Here is a 14,907-nt window from a genome sequence, read left to right on the forward strand (position 1 = left end):
GCTATTACACACTTTGAATTCAAGGAGAAAGTAATGACAACGCATCGCAGTGAAAAAGACTCAATGGGTGCTATTGACGTGCCTGCAGATAAACTATGGGGCGCGCAAACCCAGCGCTCGCTGGAACATTTCCGCATTTCGACGGAAAAAATGCCGGGCGAGCTTATCTATGCGCTGGCGCTGACCAAACGCGCGGCGGCGAAAGTGAACCACGACCTCGGCCTGCTGGCGGCAGAGAAAGCTGATGCCATTATTCGGGCCGCTGATGAAGTGCTGGCGGGCAAGCATCCCGACGAGTTTCCGCTGGCCATCTGGCAAACGGGTTCTGGCACCCAGAGTAATATGAATATGAACGAGGTGCTGGCTAACCGTGCCAGTGAACTGCTCGGCGGCGTGCGGGGAATGGAGCGTAAAGTTCACCCTAACGATGACGTCAATAAAAGCCAAAGTTCCAACGACGTTTTCCCGACGGCGATGCACGTGGCGGCGGTTATTGCCCTACGCGTAAAGCTGATCCCCCAGCTTAATGTGCTGAAAAAGACCCTCTACGATAAATCCGTTGCCTTCAACGATATCGTCAAAATTGGCCGTACTCATCTACAGGACGCCACGCCGCTGACCCTCGGCCAGGAGATTTCAGGTTGGGTGGCGATGCTTGAACACAACCTCAAACACATCGACTACGGCCTACCGCATCTGGCGGAACTGGCGCTGGGCGGGACGGCGGTCGGAACTGGACTGAACACACATCCGGAATATGCGGTGCGGGTCGCGGCTGAATTGGCGAGCACCAGCGGTCAACCGTTTGTTACCGCGCCGAATAAATTTGAAGCGCTGGCGACCGTTGATGCGTTGGTGCATGCTCATGGGGCGCTAAAAGGTCTGGCCGCCTCGCTGATGAAAATCGCCAACGATGTGCGTTGGCTGGCATCCGGTCCTCGCTGCGGGATTGGGGAAATCTCCATTCCGGAAAATGAACCGGGATCGTCGATTATGCCGGGTAAGGTCAACCCGACCCAGTGCGAAGCCCTGACCATGCTGTGCTGTCAGGTGATGGGTAACGATGTGGCGGTGAATATCGGCGGCGCGTCGGGTAACTTCGAGCTTAACGTTTATCGCCCGATGGTTGTCCACAACTTCCTGCAATCCGTGCGCCTGCTGGCCGACGGTATAGAGAGCTTTAACGAACACTGTGCGATAGGGATCGAGCCTGAGCGCGAGCGTATCAGCCAATTACTCAATGAGTCGCTGATGCTGGTGACAGCGCTCAACACCCATATCGGCTATGACAAGGCGGCGGAAATCGCTAAAAAAGCGCATAAAGAGGGGCTCACCCTGAAAGCTTCCGCGCTGGCGCTCGGCTACCTGACGGAAGCTGAGTTCGATAGCTGGGTGCGGCCTGAAGAGATGGTCGGCAGCATGGCTACTCGCTAGCCAGCCACAGGTGCAGCCTCGGGATCAATAACCTGAGCGACTGTGCCTGCGGTTTATAGCGGTACTGCACGTTATCGGCATCATAGTTCAGCAATTCCCCCAGGTCCGGCACGCTGACGCCTTTGGTGCCGGATATCAGCGTAATCAGCGGCCCGGGGCAGGCATATTGCACCTGCTTTTGCTCCCCGGTATACCAGACACGGGCGATGGGCTGCACTTTCACCGGCCGTTTGATCTTAAGCTTTGCCCGCTGCGGCAGGGCGGCAATATCCTGATACTCCCGTTCCAGCTTGCTTTGCCACTGTTCGCGAGTCCACGGTGGAACCGCGCGCGGCGATTGCAGGCTTTTCTCCAGCCGCACCAGTACCTGATCGCGGGTCAGGTTTTTAATCACATGCTTATTAGCCCAGCCGAAACGGATGGTGCTCGGGTCACGCAACGGCGTCAGCGTGCGGTAGGCGCTGAGGGTAATCAGGCCCGGAAGATGGCGATGGACCCACTCGAAGCGCGCGGCGCTGGGGAGTCCGGAATCAATGGTGACAATCTTCTCGAAGGTCGCTTTGAGGGCGTTGATATGGGCGATTTGGCGCAATAATTCGGCCTGCTCGTTGATATCAGTTTGCAGACAAATCGCCCCTGGCAAACGCACGGCAGCCTTACTGCTGCGACTTTCCGACTGCTGCTGGATAAACAGGTGGCTATAGTGGCTGAGCGCCATCTCCAGCGCGGTTTTGCCGGTATGCTGAACCACATTGATCGCGTCCAGCGGCTGGTGTTCGGCATTTTTGCTCACCGGCGGTAGCTCAAATACCCGGGCAGCCAGCAGGCGGCAAGTACTCAGGGACTGCCGCAGCACCAGGAGTTCTCGCTCCAACTGACGAAAGGTGTCATTCAAACGGTCAACAAGGTCATAGCTAGCCATATTTTCCACCTTAGTTACAACATACTGGATGTTTTTTTAACTATACTCAGGCCTCGGCATCTGCGCAAGGGCTAATCAGGTAGAGGTAAAATCAGGCAACTGGTGGTAGATAGGCCAGCTAAAACAGAAACTTGCCCCGCCCAATGGACTGGCGTCGCAATGAACCTCTCCGGCCATCGCCAGGGCGATACTGTGCACGATAGCCAGGCCGAGACCGCAGCCGCCGGTGGCGCGGTCACGGCTGGGGTCGAGGCGGACAAATGGCTCAAAAATCCGCTCCCGTTCATCAGGCGCAATCCCCGGACCATCGTCTTCTACCCACAACGTCGCACGCGAGCCTTCTAGCGTTAGGCTCACTTGAATCCGTTGATGACTGTAGCGCAGGGCATTGTTGACCAGATTATCCAGCACGCGTTCCATCAGACGCATATCCAGCGCGCCATAATTTCCGGGGATGACCTTACTCAGCGTCACCTCGCGCTGTGGGTTAACCATCTGAATGTCTTCAATGTGAGCGCTGATCCACGCCGGGAAGTTGGGGGTGGTGAGCTTCAGTTCGTTTTGCGGGCGGTCAAGACGGGCGTAGGTCAATAGCTCCTCAATCAAAGCTTCCAGTTGGCCAATATCGCGGTTTAGCGCCAGCGATTCCGCTTCAGTCAGATTCTCGCTCATCTCCAGGCGATAGCGCAGACGAACCAGCGGCGTGCGCAGTTCATGAGCGATACCGTCAATCAGCTGTTTCTTGCTGGCAATGAGCGCATTGATGTTATCGGCCATCTGGTTAAACGCCACGCCCAGACGCTCAAAGCTGGACATGCTGTCAAAATGAATTCGCTCGGTCAGATGTCCTTCACCAAAGCGCTGGGCGGCGGTCTCGATTCGCAGCATGTCCTGCCAGTGGGGGCGCATCCAGATAAATACCGGGAAGGCCAGCGAGATAGCGATAAAAGCCATCAGCGCGATATCCAGTAGCCGCATCTCGTGCAGAAAATAGAGATAGGGCACCGGGCCAACAGAAAGGACATAGTGGCTGCGCGGTATTCGCTGGATAAAAGTGTACTGGTCATCGAGGGCGACAATATCCCCGGCGCGCAGATGCTGCATCGAATTTTCCGAGAGCTTAAATTTGCTGATCGGTTCGATATGCAGGTCGAAGGAAAGATTCAGGTCCAGTTCTTTGAGGGTTTTGCTCCAGTCGCGAGGTGGGATCTCCCGCAGCTCGCTACGCATCAGATACAGCGAGCTTTTCATCAGGTCGTCCAGCGACTGACGGCCTGCGCGCTCGGCGGTGAATTTGTACACCAGACCGACCATCATGGTCATCACCAGGAAACAAACGAACAGCAGCAGGTAAAACTGCACAAACAGTTTCTTCATAGCCAGACCCGTAAATTAATTATCCCAGGCGTGCGGGGCGAACAGATAGCCTTTATTGCGCACCGTCTTGATGCGATACGGCTCAGTCGCGTTATCGAGAAGCTTTTTGCGCAGCCGTGAGATAGCAACATCAACGCTGCGGTCCATTCCGTCGTAGGTCACGCCGCGCAGGTTTTTCAGCAGAGCGTCGCGGTCCATAATTTGTCCAGCATGGGTTGCCAGCTCCCACAGTAGATCGAAGTCTGCCGTGGACAGCGCGATGCTTTCGCCGCTCAACATCACCTGGCGATTGACCGGGTCAATGCTCAGGGATCCAAACGTGATGGCTTTATGCGGCGTGAGCGAGGAGGGCGCTCCGCCTGCTGGTGTGGTGATATGTTGACGCAGATGCAGGCGCAAACGAGCCAACAGTACGGCGGGTGGAGTGGTTTTCAGAATATAATCGCTGGCACCCATTTCGAGCGATAAAATATGGTTCATATCGCTGTCAAGAGAGGTCAGCAGCACGATTGGGCCCTGCCACTGGCCGCGTAAATCCCGGCACAGCGTCATACCGTCTTTACCGGGTAACATGATATCCAGTAGCACCAGATCCGGCTTTTCTCGAGCGATGACTTCTTCCGCCCGGTCTCCACGCGGCTCCACGATGACATCCATATCGTGTTTTCCCAGATAAGCGGCGATGAGCGCACCAACTTCCGGCTCATCCTCAACATAAACGATTTTATTCATATTTTATGCGTATATGTAAAAGGGCTAACATACACTGCGATTAATTTACCTGCCATTACTCTTTTATAAACAAATGTTCTTCCGTTATGCTGCGGGTACTTGTTGTTTAAATGTTAAGGCAAAAGGAATGGGGTTGTTGATTAAAGCGCTGCTCGGGGCGCTGGTGGTTGTCCTGATCGGCGTACTGTCCAAAACGAAAAATTACTATATCGCCGGGTTAATTCCACTCTTTCCTACCTTCGCGCTGATTGCACACTATATCGTCGCCAGCGAACGGGGCATTGAAGCACTGCGGACTACCATTGTGTTCGGCATGTGGTCAATCATTCCGTACTTTATCTATCTGCTTTCGCTGTGGTATTTCACCGGGGTGATGCGCCTGCCGTTTGCTCTGGCAGGTGCTGTCGTGTGTTGGAGTCTTTGCGCGTGGCTGTTAATTATCGGCTGGAGCCGCTTTCACTAACGCAGATGACGGCCGCCGTCGACGGCGAATGAGCGGCCAGTCACATAGCCACTACTGAATAGATATTCGATAAGGTCGATAATCTCTTTTTCGCCCGGGGCAATTTTCATCAGCGATTTGTCCAGCGCCTGTCGACGGTACTCTGCATCGTCGCCTTCATTAAACAGGATAAGCGATGGGGCAATGGCGTTGACTTTAATTTCCGGTGCCAGCTTGCGGGCAAACGAGCGGCTCATGTTATCCAGCGCGGCCTTACTGGCGGCGTAGGCAATATGTTTATCGCTGCCGCGTTCCACGACGTAATCGGTGATGTGAATAATATCGCTGGCAGCATGGCCGTGACCGCTCAGCAGGCTTTCCAGCGCATGGTTAAGCAGGTAGGGCGCGTTGACGTGAATTTGCATCATGCTGGCAAGCACCGTGGTTAACGCAATTCCCGGCTTTTCCGCCATCCAGCCGCTGGCGTTATGAATGATGGCTCGCAGACCGCTGCTGGCGTGCGCTTTCACCTCTTCAGCGAAAGCCAGAATGCTTTCGTCGGTGCTGAAATCCGCATGCAAACAGATAGCCCCGGCGTCACGCAGAGCGTCGATAGCCGGATAGTACGTGCGGTAGCTGATGATAACGGGCTGTTGTTGTGTCAAAAAATGGTGGGCCAGGGCGAGGCCAATACGACGACCTCCGCCTGTTATCAGAATCGGGCGAGGCTGGATTTCAGCCATGGGTATCTCCTTTGAGTTCAGCGGTAGGGCAACCGCTTACCCCACCAGCATCCACGTTGCCGGTACGGCGGCAACCAGCAAAAAACCAATTAATGCCAATTCACGGCGTTTGAGCGAGCGATCGTGCTGGTGTGTACGACGGGCATACAGGAAAACCAGAAGACCCGGGGCGTAAAGTATCACCGACATCAGCAAATGCACAGGGCCGGACGCATATAATAACCATAAGCCATAAATGCAGGCTCCGACACCCACAGCCTTATGCAGCGGGCGGGCCGCAATCTTCAGCAGAAACGCGCCAACGAGGAAATAGGGGACCAGAATCATCTCGGAAGCGATAGTCAGTAGCGTGTTGTAATCCGATCCGGTGAGCCAGATCAGCACCAGTGAAACCTGCACGCTGATATTGGTGAGCCACAACGAAGCCGACGGTGCGTTATTTTTATTCTGCCGGGCGAAGAGACGCGGGAACGCTTTATGCGTTGCCGCCAGAAAAGGGACTTCCGCTGCCATAATTGTCCAGCTCAGATACGCCCCGCAAACTGAGATAATCAGCCCTGCGGCGATAACAATCTCGCCCCATGACCCCATCATTTTGACCATCAACCCGGCCATCGAGGGATTACGAATTTCCGCCAGCTCAGCGCGCGGAACCACGCCCAAAGAGAGCAGTGTCACCAGCAGATACACCGCCAGGGCTGACAGCACCGCCAGCAGCGTGGCGCGTCCTACGTCCTGTTTATTGCGAGCGCGGGCGGAAACCACTACCGCGCCTTCAACGCCGATAAACACCCACAAGGTGATCAGCATGGTGTTTTTCACCTGCTCCCACACCGGAACGCCTAGCGCCAGGCCGCTAAAATCGAGGCGGAAAGTCTCCAGGCGAAACGCGATGGCGGCCAACGCGACAAACGCGCCCAGCGGCAATAGCTTAGCGAGCGTTGCGGCCAGGTTGATACCCGCTGCCGTCTGCACCCCGCGCAGAACGAGGAAATGCACTACCCACAGCAGTACGGAAGCCCCCACGATTGACTGCCAGGTGTTGCCATCGCCAAACAGGCGCAGTTCTGGGGTATCGGTAAAAAAGCTTAGGGCGGAGAAAACGATAACCAGGTAGGAGACATTAGCGATAACCGCGCACAGCCAGTAGCCCCATGCAGAGCAGAAGCCAATCAGCTCACCAAAACCTTCGCGGGCGTAGGTAAAAATGCCGCCGTCGAGTTCGGGGCGAATTCGGGTCAGCAGCAGCATGGCGAAGGCAAGAAACAGAATTCCCACACCGGTAATCGCCCAGCCGATAAGCAGAGCGGAAGGGCTGGCGACGGCCGCCATGTTCTGCGGCAAACTGAATACACCTGCACCCAGCATCGAGCTGAGCACCAACGCGGTCAGGGCGCTAAGGCCCAGTTTCTTATCCATTGCATTCCCGAGGTGATAACCATAAAGCTAAGAATATTTATTTTGCGAAATCGCATAAAAATGGAGGATTGCGCTAAGGCGCGGGATTTTACGGAGTGTTTTGTATGCATGCAATGGAGAGAAATGAAAAAAAGCAAAAAGGCGACAAAGCGTCGCCTTTTTGTTCAGTCGGGGAACTGTTATTTGTACAGATCGGCGCTGATGGTGATGTTGCCACCACGTTCCTGCCACTGACGGGTGATGTGATAGTACTTCGCGCCTTTCTTCGCTGCGCGTTTTGCCGTCTGGTAAGAGATTTCAGTCATGTTACCGTAGTTGCCGGTGAACTTGATGCTGTCATAAGGAACCATTTGTGCGGCAGTGACCTTGTTCACTTCTTCAACTTTAGTACCATCCGGTAGCGTGACAGTGTAACGCCCACCTTTAGAGGATTGCGTTTCAAAGAAGCGACCTACGCCAGTACCTGAACCCACGGCTGCGGTGGTAGCAACGCCTGGAATTTCAACTTTTTTGGCTGCGTCGCCGCCTTCAGCCAGCGCTGCGCGACCCGCTTCTGAATCCGCAGGAATGGCATCTGCGCTTTGCAGAACACGTTTTTTGGCATCAGCTTTGTAGATGTAAGCGGTAATACGCTGGTTGCCGCCCTGGTTAGCATCAACCTGACGCACGATAAAGAAGGAGGCTGCGCCTTTGGCTTTCGCCGCTTTGGTGATGGCGTCGTTAACTTCCGGCTGGCTGCGATAGAAGCCCTGGACGGTGACGGTATCAAACGGTTCCAGCTCAACGGCCTGGTCTTTAGGCAATTCCATGACGCCGTTGATAATGCGATTTTTTGGCGCGTCGGCCTGCGGGGCGTTTTCTTTATAAAAATCTGCCGTTACGCGCAAATTGCCGCCGCTGCCAAAATCAGACGTGTCGACAACATAAAAGGAAGCCGCGCCTTCTTTGTCCGCTTTACGGGAAACGGCCTGCACCGCATCGCCGATGGCGTTAAAACGGCCAGTGACCTCTACGCGGTCGTAGGGCTTCAGCGCTGCCGCCTGCTCTGGAGTCAGCTCGGTCGCTGCATGCGCAGACAACGCGGTCGTAGCCAGAAGAGCAGACGCCAGGAGTGAGTTCTTAAGCTTCATAAAAATAATCCTTTGCCTTGCGCAAACCATGTACTGGTATTGTTGTTGACTGAAAACGTTTGATTATTGCATTTATCGTAAGTGACTGTCTGCGTCAATTTTCAGTTGTCGCCCGAAACGTATAGTGCAGAAATATAACATTTTTCGATATGTGGAAAAAACAGCCGCTTGACCAGCAAAATCGATAATCCATATCACTTTCATAAGTTAACGTAATGTTAATGTGATGTTCCGGATGGTAATAAATGGCGAATTAACCCATCATCCAGGCGAATTATCAGGTGTTGGCGTAAAAATGAGGTAAATATTGCTGCCTGACACGGTTAGCCGTGCGTTTTACCAATAAAATCGAAATTTCTGTTTTATCGCTGTAGATCACAATCGGTATTTTCAGTAGGTTATAAAAAGTTTGTTACTGTTTCATTTTTTCAGACATATGTCAGGTCGCGCTTTCTTTCGCCACCGGACGGTCGTTTGTGAGAAAAGTAAACCATCATCAAAAACCGATGGAAGGGAAAACTATGCGTATTGGTGTACCAAAAGAGAGACTAGCCCAGGAAACCCGGGCAGCCGCCACGCCGAAAACGGTGGAGCAACTGCTGAAACTCGGGTTTAACGTCGCGGTAGAAAGCGGCGCCGGTAAATTGGCCAGTTTCGACGACGAGGCTTTTGTCGAGGCCGGGGCAGAGATTGTTAGCGGTAATGACGTGTGGCAGTCAGACGTCATTCTGAAAGTTAACGCGCCGGATGATGATGAGATCCAGCTGCTTAACCCTGGCACGACGCTGATCAGTTTCATCTGGCCTGCGCAAAACCCGCAGCTGATGGAAAAACTGGCGGCGCGTAACATTAACGTGATGGCAATGGACTCGGTGCCGCGTATTTCCCGCGCCCAGTCGCTGGATGCGTTAAGTTCAATGGCTAACATCGCCGGTTATCGTGCGATTGTCGAAGCCGCTCACCAGTTTGGTCGCTTCTTTACCGGGCAGATCACCGCCGCCGGTAAAGTTCCTCCCGCCAAGGTGATGGTTATTGGGGCAGGGGTTGCGGGCCTGGCGGCCATTGGTGCTGCGAACAGCCTCGGCGCGATCGTCCGCGCGTTCGATACCCGTCCGGAAGTCAAAGAACAGGTGCAGAGTATGGGCGCCGAGTTCCTGGAGCTGGATTTTAAAGAGGAAGCGGGCAGCGGCGATGGCTATGCCAAAGTCATGTCTGAAGCCTTTATCAAAGCCGAGATGGCGCTGTTTGCCGCCCAGGCGAAAGACGTCGATATCATTGTGACCACAGCGCTGATTCCGGGCAAACCTGCACCGAAGCTGATTACCCGCGAAATGGTTGACTCCATGAAGCCTGGCAGCGTGGTGGTCGATCTGGCGTCGCAGAACGGCGGTAACTGTGAATACACCGTGTCGGGTCAAGTGGTAACGACCGCTAACGGCGTGAAGATCATCGGCTATACCGACCTGCCGGGCCGTTTACCGACTCAGTCCTCACAGCTGTACGGCACCAACCTCGTCAACCTGCTTAAACTGCTATGCAAAGAGAAAGACGGCAATGTCGTTATCGATTTTGATGATGTCGTTATCCGCGGCGTTACCGTGGTTCGCGAGGGTGAAGTCACCTGGCCCGCACCGCCCATTCAGGTTTCTGCTCAACCGCAGGCGGCAGCGAAGAAGGTTGAAGCACCAAAAGCTGAGGCGAAACCGAGCTCACCGTGGCGCAAGTATGCGCTGATGGCGCTGGCGATTATCCTGTTTGGCTGGCTGGCAAGCGTGGCGCCGAAAGAGTTCCTCGGCCACTTTACCGTTTTTGCGCTCTCCTGCGTGGTGGGTTACTACGTCGTGTGGAACGTTTCTCATGCGCTGCACACGCCGCTGATGTCGGTGACGAATGCTATTTCAGGCATCATCGTCGTCGGAGCATTACTACAGATAGGCCACGGCGGCTGGGTTAGCTTCCTGAGCTTTATCGCGGTGCTGATCGCCAGCATTAATATTTTTGGTGGTTTCACCGTCACTCAGCGCATGCTGAAAATGTTCCGCAAAGGATAAGGGGTAACAAATGTCTGGTGGATTAGTTACAGCTGCATACATTGTTGCCGCGATCCTGTTTATTTTTAGCCTGGCAGGGCTGTCTAAACACGAAACCTCTCAGCAGGGCAACTACTACGGTGTTGCCGGGATGGCGATTGCGCTGGTGGCGACCATTTTGGGGCCGGACAGCAGCAACGTCGCGTGGATCCTGCTGGCGATGGTTATCGGTGGCGCCATTGGTATTCGTCTGGCGAAGAAAGTTGAAATGACCGAAATGCCGGAGCTGGTGGCGATTCTGCACAGCTTCGTAGGTCTGGCGGCGGTGCTGGTAGGTTTTAACAGCTACCTGCAGCATGAAACCGGCATGGAACAGATTCTGGTCAATATTCATCTGACCGAAGTGTTCCTCGGCATCTTCATCGGTGCGGTAACCTTTACCGGTTCCGTTGTCGCGTTTGGCAAGCTGTGCGGCAAGATGTCCTCCAAGCCGCTGATGCTGCCGAATCGCCACAAGCTGAACCTGGCGGCGCTGGTGGTTTCTTTCCTGCTGCTGGTGGTGTTTGTTCGTACCGACAGCGTAGGCATGCAGGTTCTGTGCCTGCTGGTGATGACCGTTATCGCGCTGGCATTTGGCTGGCACCTGGTGGCCTCTATCGGCGGTGCAGATATGCCGGTCGTGGTTTCAATGCTGAACTCCTACTCCGGTTGGGCGGCAGCGGCGGCGGGCTTTATGCTCAGCAACGACCTGCTGATTGTGACCGGTGCGTTGGTCGGTTCTTCCGGTGCGATTCTGTCTTACATCATGTGTAAGGCGATGAACCGTTCGTTCTTCAGCGTGATCGCCGGTGGTTTCGGTACCGATGGTACGGCTGCAAGCGGTGATGAAGAAGTGGGCGAACATCGCGAAATCAGTGCTGAAGAAACGGCAGAAATGCTGAAAGAGTCGCACTCGGTGATCATCACCCCAGGCTACGGCATGGCGGTAGCGCAGGCACAGTATCCGGTAGCGGAAATCACTGAGAGACTGCGCGCGCGCGGGATCAAAGTGCGCTTTGGTATTCACCCGGTAGCCGGGCGTTTGCCTGGTCACATGAACGTGCTGCTGGCTGAAGCGAAAGTGCCTTACGACGTGGTGCTGGAGATGGATGAAATCAATGATGATTTCTCCGATACCGACACCGTGCTGGTTATCGGCGCGAACGACACCGTTAACCCGGCCGCGCTGGACGATCCAAACAGCCCGATCGCCGGTATGCCGGTGCTGGAAGTGTGGAAAGCGCAGAATGTGATTGTCTTTAAACGTTCGATGAACACCGGCTACGCTGGCGTACAGAACCCGCTATTCTTTAAAGAAAACACCCACATGCTGTTTGGCGATGCCAAAGCCAGCGTCGATGCAATTCTCAAATCTTTGTAATGTAAAGCGTTTAATTTAAAACGTTTACTTCTTAAGCCGTCTCTTCTGAGACGGCTTTTTCATATGCATGATGAAGCCATGAATTGCTCATAAAATAGTCAGTCCGCAGTGTTATACTCAGTTCGTTTTCCCACCAAACTGAGGATATTATGGATACCGAGTTAACCCCCACGCAATTGGCCATCGAATTTCTGCGTCGTGACCTCACCGTTTTAACCCCTGCGCAGTACCTGAAAAAGCTAAAACTGCTGGAGCTGGAGTTTGCCGACTTAATGGCGCTCTCATCCATGGAGCTTAAAGAAGAGATCGATCACGCCTGGCGTTTAGGTATCCACTAACGTTTCGTTACCGACATTTGCTGTTGATGACAGGGGCCATAAAGGGCCCTTTATTTTTGCCTTGAACATAAAAAAATCCCCCGCGCAGGCAGGGGATTTTTTTTATTACAGTCTATTTAAGCGCTGGCTAATCGTCTTCGTCGTCATCCAGTTCAACCGGCGTCTGGTACTGATCTGGTTTCAGCGCCAGCAGGTCGCAGCGCAGGTGATCGATAACCTGTTCGGCAGTATTGCCGAGGAAGGCCGCCGATAACCCGGTGCGCCCGATGGTACCCAGCACCACAATCCCTGCCTGCAGATGCTCAGACAGGTCGGGAATCACCTCTTCAGGTAGACCTTTCTCAACGTGGGTGCGGCTTTCATCAATGCTGAATTTCTGTCGTAACGCTTTCATCGCCAGCAGATGCTGACCGCGAATGGCGTCGTTATAGATACTGGGGTCAAAATCAGGCAGTTCAATCGCGATATTGATTGGCGTTACCGGATAAGCGCCCACCAGATGGACCTCGGTATGGTTAACCTGTTCCGCCAGTTCAATTGTTTCTCTTACCAGCTTCTCATTGAGCGCGTTGTGGTAATTCTCTTCGCTGGCGAGGTTGACCGCCACCAGCGCTTTACCCCCTTCCGGCCATGGCTGATCTTTGACCATCCACACCGGACATGGACATTTGCGCAGCAGATGCCAGTCTGTCGGGGTGAAAATGACCGCTTCCAGCCGGTCGTGCTGGTGCGCCATCTTCAGGACCAAATCATGCTTATCGCTGATGATTTCCTGAATAATGGCCTCAAAGGGACGGTTGTGCCATACCACTTTGATGTCGATGGGAATACCGGAATCAATATAAAATTTGGCCTGCTCGCGGATCCAGGCGCTACGCTGGCTGATAACGCCCTGGCGCATGGCCGTGCGTTCATCAGGTGACAGCAGGGTGGTCATCTCATAGGAAAAATCATAGATCGGCAAAAAGGCTTTGATGCGTCCACCAATCCTTTGGTGCAGATACACCGCACGCCGCAATGCAGGCTGGTCGTCCTGATTGGGGTCAATTACTACCAGCATGTTCTGATACTTTGCCATACAGGGTCTCCTTACAACTGTAACCACAGTTCGTAATTAAAAAGATAACCTATATGGATGAAATGAAACAGGGGATGTGCCTGGCCAGATCAACAAATTAGAAAAAAATTCGCGATCTGGCCCAGTAACAGAAGAGTTATCAGGCGACGTTGCGGGCCTGACCGGCAAGTTGTGCCAGCAGGTCGCTATTTTCGATGGTGATATATTTGCCTTTGACCGCCAGCATACCGCTTTTCTGGAAACGCCCCAGCAGGCGGCTAATAGTTTCCACCGTCAGACCCAGATAGTTACCGATATCGCCACGGGTCATGGTCAGGCGGAACTCACGCGGAGAGAAACCACGCTGAGCGAAGCGACGGGAGAGATTATAGATAAAGGCCGCCAGGCGCTCTTCTGCGTTCTTTTTGGAAAGCAGCAGGATCATGTCCTGATCTCCTTTGATCTCGCCGCTCATCAGACGCATCATCTGCTGGCGCAGATTCGGCATTTTACCGGAAAGATCGTCCAGGGTTTCGAAAGGAATCTCGCAGACCATTGAGGTTTCCAGCGCCTGAGCAAAGCTCGGGTGATGGCCGGTGCCGATGGCGTCAAAGCCCACCAGATCGCCCGCAAGGTGAAAACCGGTAATTTGCTCATCACCCTGTTCAGTGATGGTGTAACTCTTGATGGTGCCAGAACGAATTGCATACAGCGATTTCAGCTCATCACCGGCTTTGAACAAGGTCTGTCCTTTCTGGATAGGCTTTTTCCGCTCGATGATGTTATCAAGCTGATCAAGCTCATGCTCGTTCAGAGTAAAAGGGATGCAAAGCTGGCTAATGCTGCAATCCTGGCAATGGATTGCACAACCGCCAGACTGAATGCGTCGTATAATTCGCTTTTCCGGGATCATAAGTCTGCTCAGGCTTTTAATTGATATTGGTCAATTTTAACATCTTTTTGGTGAGCAGGTAAGTCTCGAACCTCTGAAACACGTAATATTAAGAGGGTAAATCAATTATCCCTCTTATCTGCTTGATTACGAATGAGTTGTCGGAACGTATGAGATTGTAAAATTACCGGAAGATTCCAGAAAAGGCACATACGGTCAAAGAAGCAAATATCCCTCGTGGCGCAATAACCACTCTTTTCGTTGTACGCCGCCAGCGTATCCGGTCATGGTGCCGTTGCGCCCGATCACGCGATGGCAGGGCACCACAATACTGATTGGGTTGGATCCGTTCGCGGCACCGACCGCGCGCGCAGCACCAGACCGACCCAGCGTTTCCGCGAGCTGGCCGTAGTGCATGACCTGGCCGCAGGGTATGGTGCGCAGCGCTTTCCAGACTTCACGTTGAAACGGCGTGCCTGCGGTAGCGGTAGGAAGGGTGTCGATAATGCTCAGATCGCCTGCGAAATAGTCGGCGAGCTTACGGCTTAAATCACCCGGATTTGTGGCGGCAACGCGCTGGTATCCTTCGCGGTGATAGTGCAGATCCAGCAGTTGCTCCATGCGATCGCTATGCTCTTCCCACTCCACGGCGCGTAGTAGGTATTGCTCGTCGCAAATGATCCACAGCGGCCCCATTGGGGTATCGATTTTATCCTGCAGCAGCGTCAGCATCGTTATTCCTCTTCCCTTGTATTAGGCCAACAAGATACCACGTGGCCCGCGCGGGCAACTATACCCGTCATACTTCAAGTTACATGTGCGTTGGCAATAACTCGGCCCATCCCTGGTCCTCGCCCCTTCGGGGTCAGCACAAGCGCTGTTCAAGGCACTAGTGCCTTGTCCTGCAACTCGAATTATTTAGGGTATATACCCCCAAAAGATAAACATCTCTGGCGGCAAAACAACGTAAA

General features: G+C 53.7%; 14 protein-coding genes. 5 read left to right on the top strand and 9 right to left on the bottom strand.

Translation table 11 applies throughout. The features are described from left to right. Positions 1-33 precede the first annotated feature (33 nt). Positions 34-1,434: a class II fumarate hydratase gene (fumC, locus tag HV213_RS13380; RefSeq protein ID WP_181486035.1), complete on the top strand. Its 1,401-nt coding sequence runs from the start codon at positions 34-36 to the stop codon at positions 1,432-1,434. Here fumC and tus read toward each other — a convergent pair. The 3 genes from tus to rstA form a co-directional block, all read right to left on the bottom strand. Then, a complete protein-coding gene (gene tus / locus HV213_RS13385; protein WP_181486036.1) occupies positions 1,424-2,356 on the bottom strand; it encodes a DNA replication terminus site-binding protein in 933 nt (310 codons plus the stop codon). The genes fumC and tus overlap by 11 nt on opposite strands. Positions 2,357-2,431: 75 nt before the next feature. Then, positions 2,432-3,733, bottom strand: a complete 1,302-nt coding sequence (rstB, locus tag HV213_RS13390; RefSeq protein ID WP_181486037.1) for a two-component system sensor histidine kinase RstB — start codon at positions 3,731-3,733, stop codon at positions 2,432-2,434. 15 nt (positions 3,734-3,748) lie between these two features. Continuing rightward, the gene (gene rstA / locus HV213_RS13395; RefSeq protein WP_181486038.1) at positions 3,749-4,465 is read right to left on the bottom strand and encodes a two-component system response regulator RstA; all 717 of its coding nucleotides are present in this window, start codon (positions 4,463-4,465) and stop codon (positions 3,749-3,751) included. A gap of 127 nt (positions 4,466-4,592) precedes the next feature. Here rstA and HV213_RS13400 point away from each other — a divergent pair, with 127 nt between their 5' ends. After that, positions 4,593-4,928: a GlpM family protein gene (locus HV213_RS13400; RefSeq protein WP_004119621.1), complete on the top strand. Its 336-nt coding sequence runs from the start codon at positions 4,593-4,595 to the stop codon at positions 4,926-4,928. On the opposite strand, the gene folM is transcribed toward HV213_RS13400, so the two are convergent. The 3 genes from folM to ydgH form a co-directional block, all read right to left on the bottom strand. Beyond that, complete coding sequence (gene folM, locus HV213_RS13405; RefSeq protein ID WP_181486039.1) at positions 4,925-5,650, bottom strand: dihydromonapterin reductase; 726 nt, start codon at positions 5,648-5,650, stop codon at positions 4,925-4,927. The two genes, HV213_RS13400 and folM, sit on opposite strands and share 4 nt — an antisense overlap. 36 nt (positions 5,651-5,686) lie before the next feature. After that, on the bottom strand, positions 5,687-7,069 hold the full coding sequence (locus tag HV213_RS13410; RefSeq protein ID WP_181486040.1) for an amino acid permease: 1,383 nt from the start codon (positions 7,067-7,069) through the stop codon (positions 5,687-5,689). Positions 7,070-7,248: 179 nt separating this feature from the next. Next, complete coding sequence (gene ydgH, locus HV213_RS13415) at positions 7,249-8,199, bottom strand: DUF1471 family protein YdgH (RefSeq protein WP_181486041.1); 951 nt, start codon at positions 8,197-8,199, stop codon at positions 7,249-7,251. Positions 8,200-8,720: 521 nt separating this feature from the next. On the opposite strand from ydgH, the gene pntA reads away from it, so the two are divergent. From pntA to HV213_RS13435, 3 genes are all read left to right on the top strand, one after another. Further along, complete coding sequence (gene pntA, locus HV213_RS13425) at positions 8,721-10,250, top strand: Re/Si-specific NAD(P)(+) transhydrogenase subunit alpha (protein ID WP_181486410.1); 1,530 nt, start codon at positions 8,721-8,723, stop codon at positions 10,248-10,250. A 10-nt stretch (positions 10,251-10,260) separates the two neighbouring features. Then, entirely contained in the window at positions 10,261-11,649 is a 1,389-nt protein-coding gene (gene pntB / locus HV213_RS13430) for a Re/Si-specific NAD(P)(+) transhydrogenase subunit beta (protein ID WP_112214364.1), read from the top strand. Between the two features lie 149 nt (positions 11,650-11,798). Then, a complete protein-coding gene (locus tag HV213_RS13435) occupies positions 11,799-11,987 on the top strand; it encodes a YdiH family protein (protein ID WP_181486042.1) in 189 nt (62 codons plus the stop codon). 127 nt (positions 11,988-12,114) lie between these two features. Here HV213_RS13435 and uspE read toward each other — a convergent pair whose 3' ends face one another. The 3 genes from uspE to ogt form a co-directional block, all read right to left on the bottom strand. Beyond that, complete coding sequence (gene uspE / locus HV213_RS13440) at positions 12,115-13,065, bottom strand: universal stress protein UspE (protein WP_110274030.1); 951 nt, start codon at positions 13,063-13,065, stop codon at positions 12,115-12,117. A 139-nt stretch (positions 13,066-13,204) separates the two neighbouring features. Next, positions 13,205-13,957: a fumarate/nitrate reduction transcriptional regulator Fnr gene (gene fnr / locus HV213_RS13445; RefSeq protein ID WP_004102577.1), complete on the bottom strand. Its 753-nt coding sequence runs from the start codon at positions 13,955-13,957 to the stop codon at positions 13,205-13,207. Between the two features lie 195 nt (positions 13,958-14,152). Continuing rightward, positions 14,153-14,668, bottom strand: a complete 516-nt coding sequence (gene ogt, locus HV213_RS13450) for a methylated-DNA--[protein]-cysteine S-methyltransferase (protein ID WP_181486043.1) — start codon at positions 14,666-14,668, stop codon at positions 14,153-14,155. Between the last annotated feature and the right edge of the window lie 239 nt (positions 14,669-14,907).

The sequence above is a fragment of the Klebsiella sp. RHBSTW-00484 genome (genome assembly GCF_013705725.1).
In the GTDB taxonomy this organism is placed as follows: Bacteria; Pseudomonadota; Gammaproteobacteria; order Enterobacterales; family Enterobacteriaceae; genus Klebsiella.

Excerpts from the sequence above, each read along its gene's own strand:
- rstA (WP_181486038.1), bottom strand. The coding sequence starts at position 4,465 with ATGAATAAAATCGTTTATGTTGAGGATGAGCCGGAAGTTGGTGCGCTC.
- ydgH (WP_181486041.1), bottom strand. The coding sequence starts at position 8,199 with ATGAAGCTTAAGAACTCACTCCTGGCGTCTGCTCTTCTGGCTACGACC.
- pntA (WP_181486410.1), top strand. The coding sequence starts at position 8,721 with ATGCGTATTGGTGTACCAAAAGAGAGACTAGCCCAGGAAACCCGGGCA.
- HV213_RS13410 (WP_181486040.1), bottom strand. The coding sequence starts at position 7,069 with ATGGATAAGAAACTGGGCCTTAGCGCCCTGACCGCGTTGGTGCTCAGC.
- tus (WP_181486036.1), bottom strand. The coding sequence starts at position 2,356 with ATGGCTAGCTATGACCTTGTTGACCGTTTGAATGACACCTTTCGTCAG.
- rstB (WP_181486037.1), bottom strand. The coding sequence starts at position 3,733 with ATGAAGAAACTGTTTGTGCAGTTTTACCTGCTGCTGTTCGTTTGTTTC.
- ogt (WP_181486043.1), bottom strand. The coding sequence starts at position 14,668 with ATGCTGACGCTGCTGCAGGATAAAATCGATACCCCAATGGGGCCGCTG.
- HV213_RS13400 (WP_004119621.1), top strand. The coding sequence starts at position 4,593 with ATGGGGTTGTTGATTAAAGCGCTGCTCGGGGCGCTGGTGGTTGTCCTG.
- uspE (WP_110274030.1), bottom strand. The coding sequence starts at position 13,065 with ATGGCAAAGTATCAGAACATGCTGGTAGTAATTGACCCCAATCAGGAC.
- folM (WP_181486039.1), bottom strand. The coding sequence starts at position 5,650 with ATGGCTGAAATCCAGCCTCGCCCGATTCTGATAACAGGCGGAGGTCGT.
- fnr (WP_004102577.1), bottom strand. The coding sequence starts at position 13,957 with ATGATCCCGGAAAAGCGAATTATACGACGCATTCAGTCTGGCGGTTGT.
- pntB (WP_112214364.1), top strand. The coding sequence starts at position 10,261 with ATGTCTGGTGGATTAGTTACAGCTGCATACATTGTTGCCGCGATCCTG.
- HV213_RS13435 (WP_181486042.1), top strand. The coding sequence starts at position 11,799 with ATGGATACCGAGTTAACCCCCACGCAATTGGCCATCGAATTTCTGCGT.
- fumC (WP_181486035.1), top strand. The coding sequence starts at position 34 with ATGACAACGCATCGCAGTGAAAAAGACTCAATGGGTGCTATTGACGTG.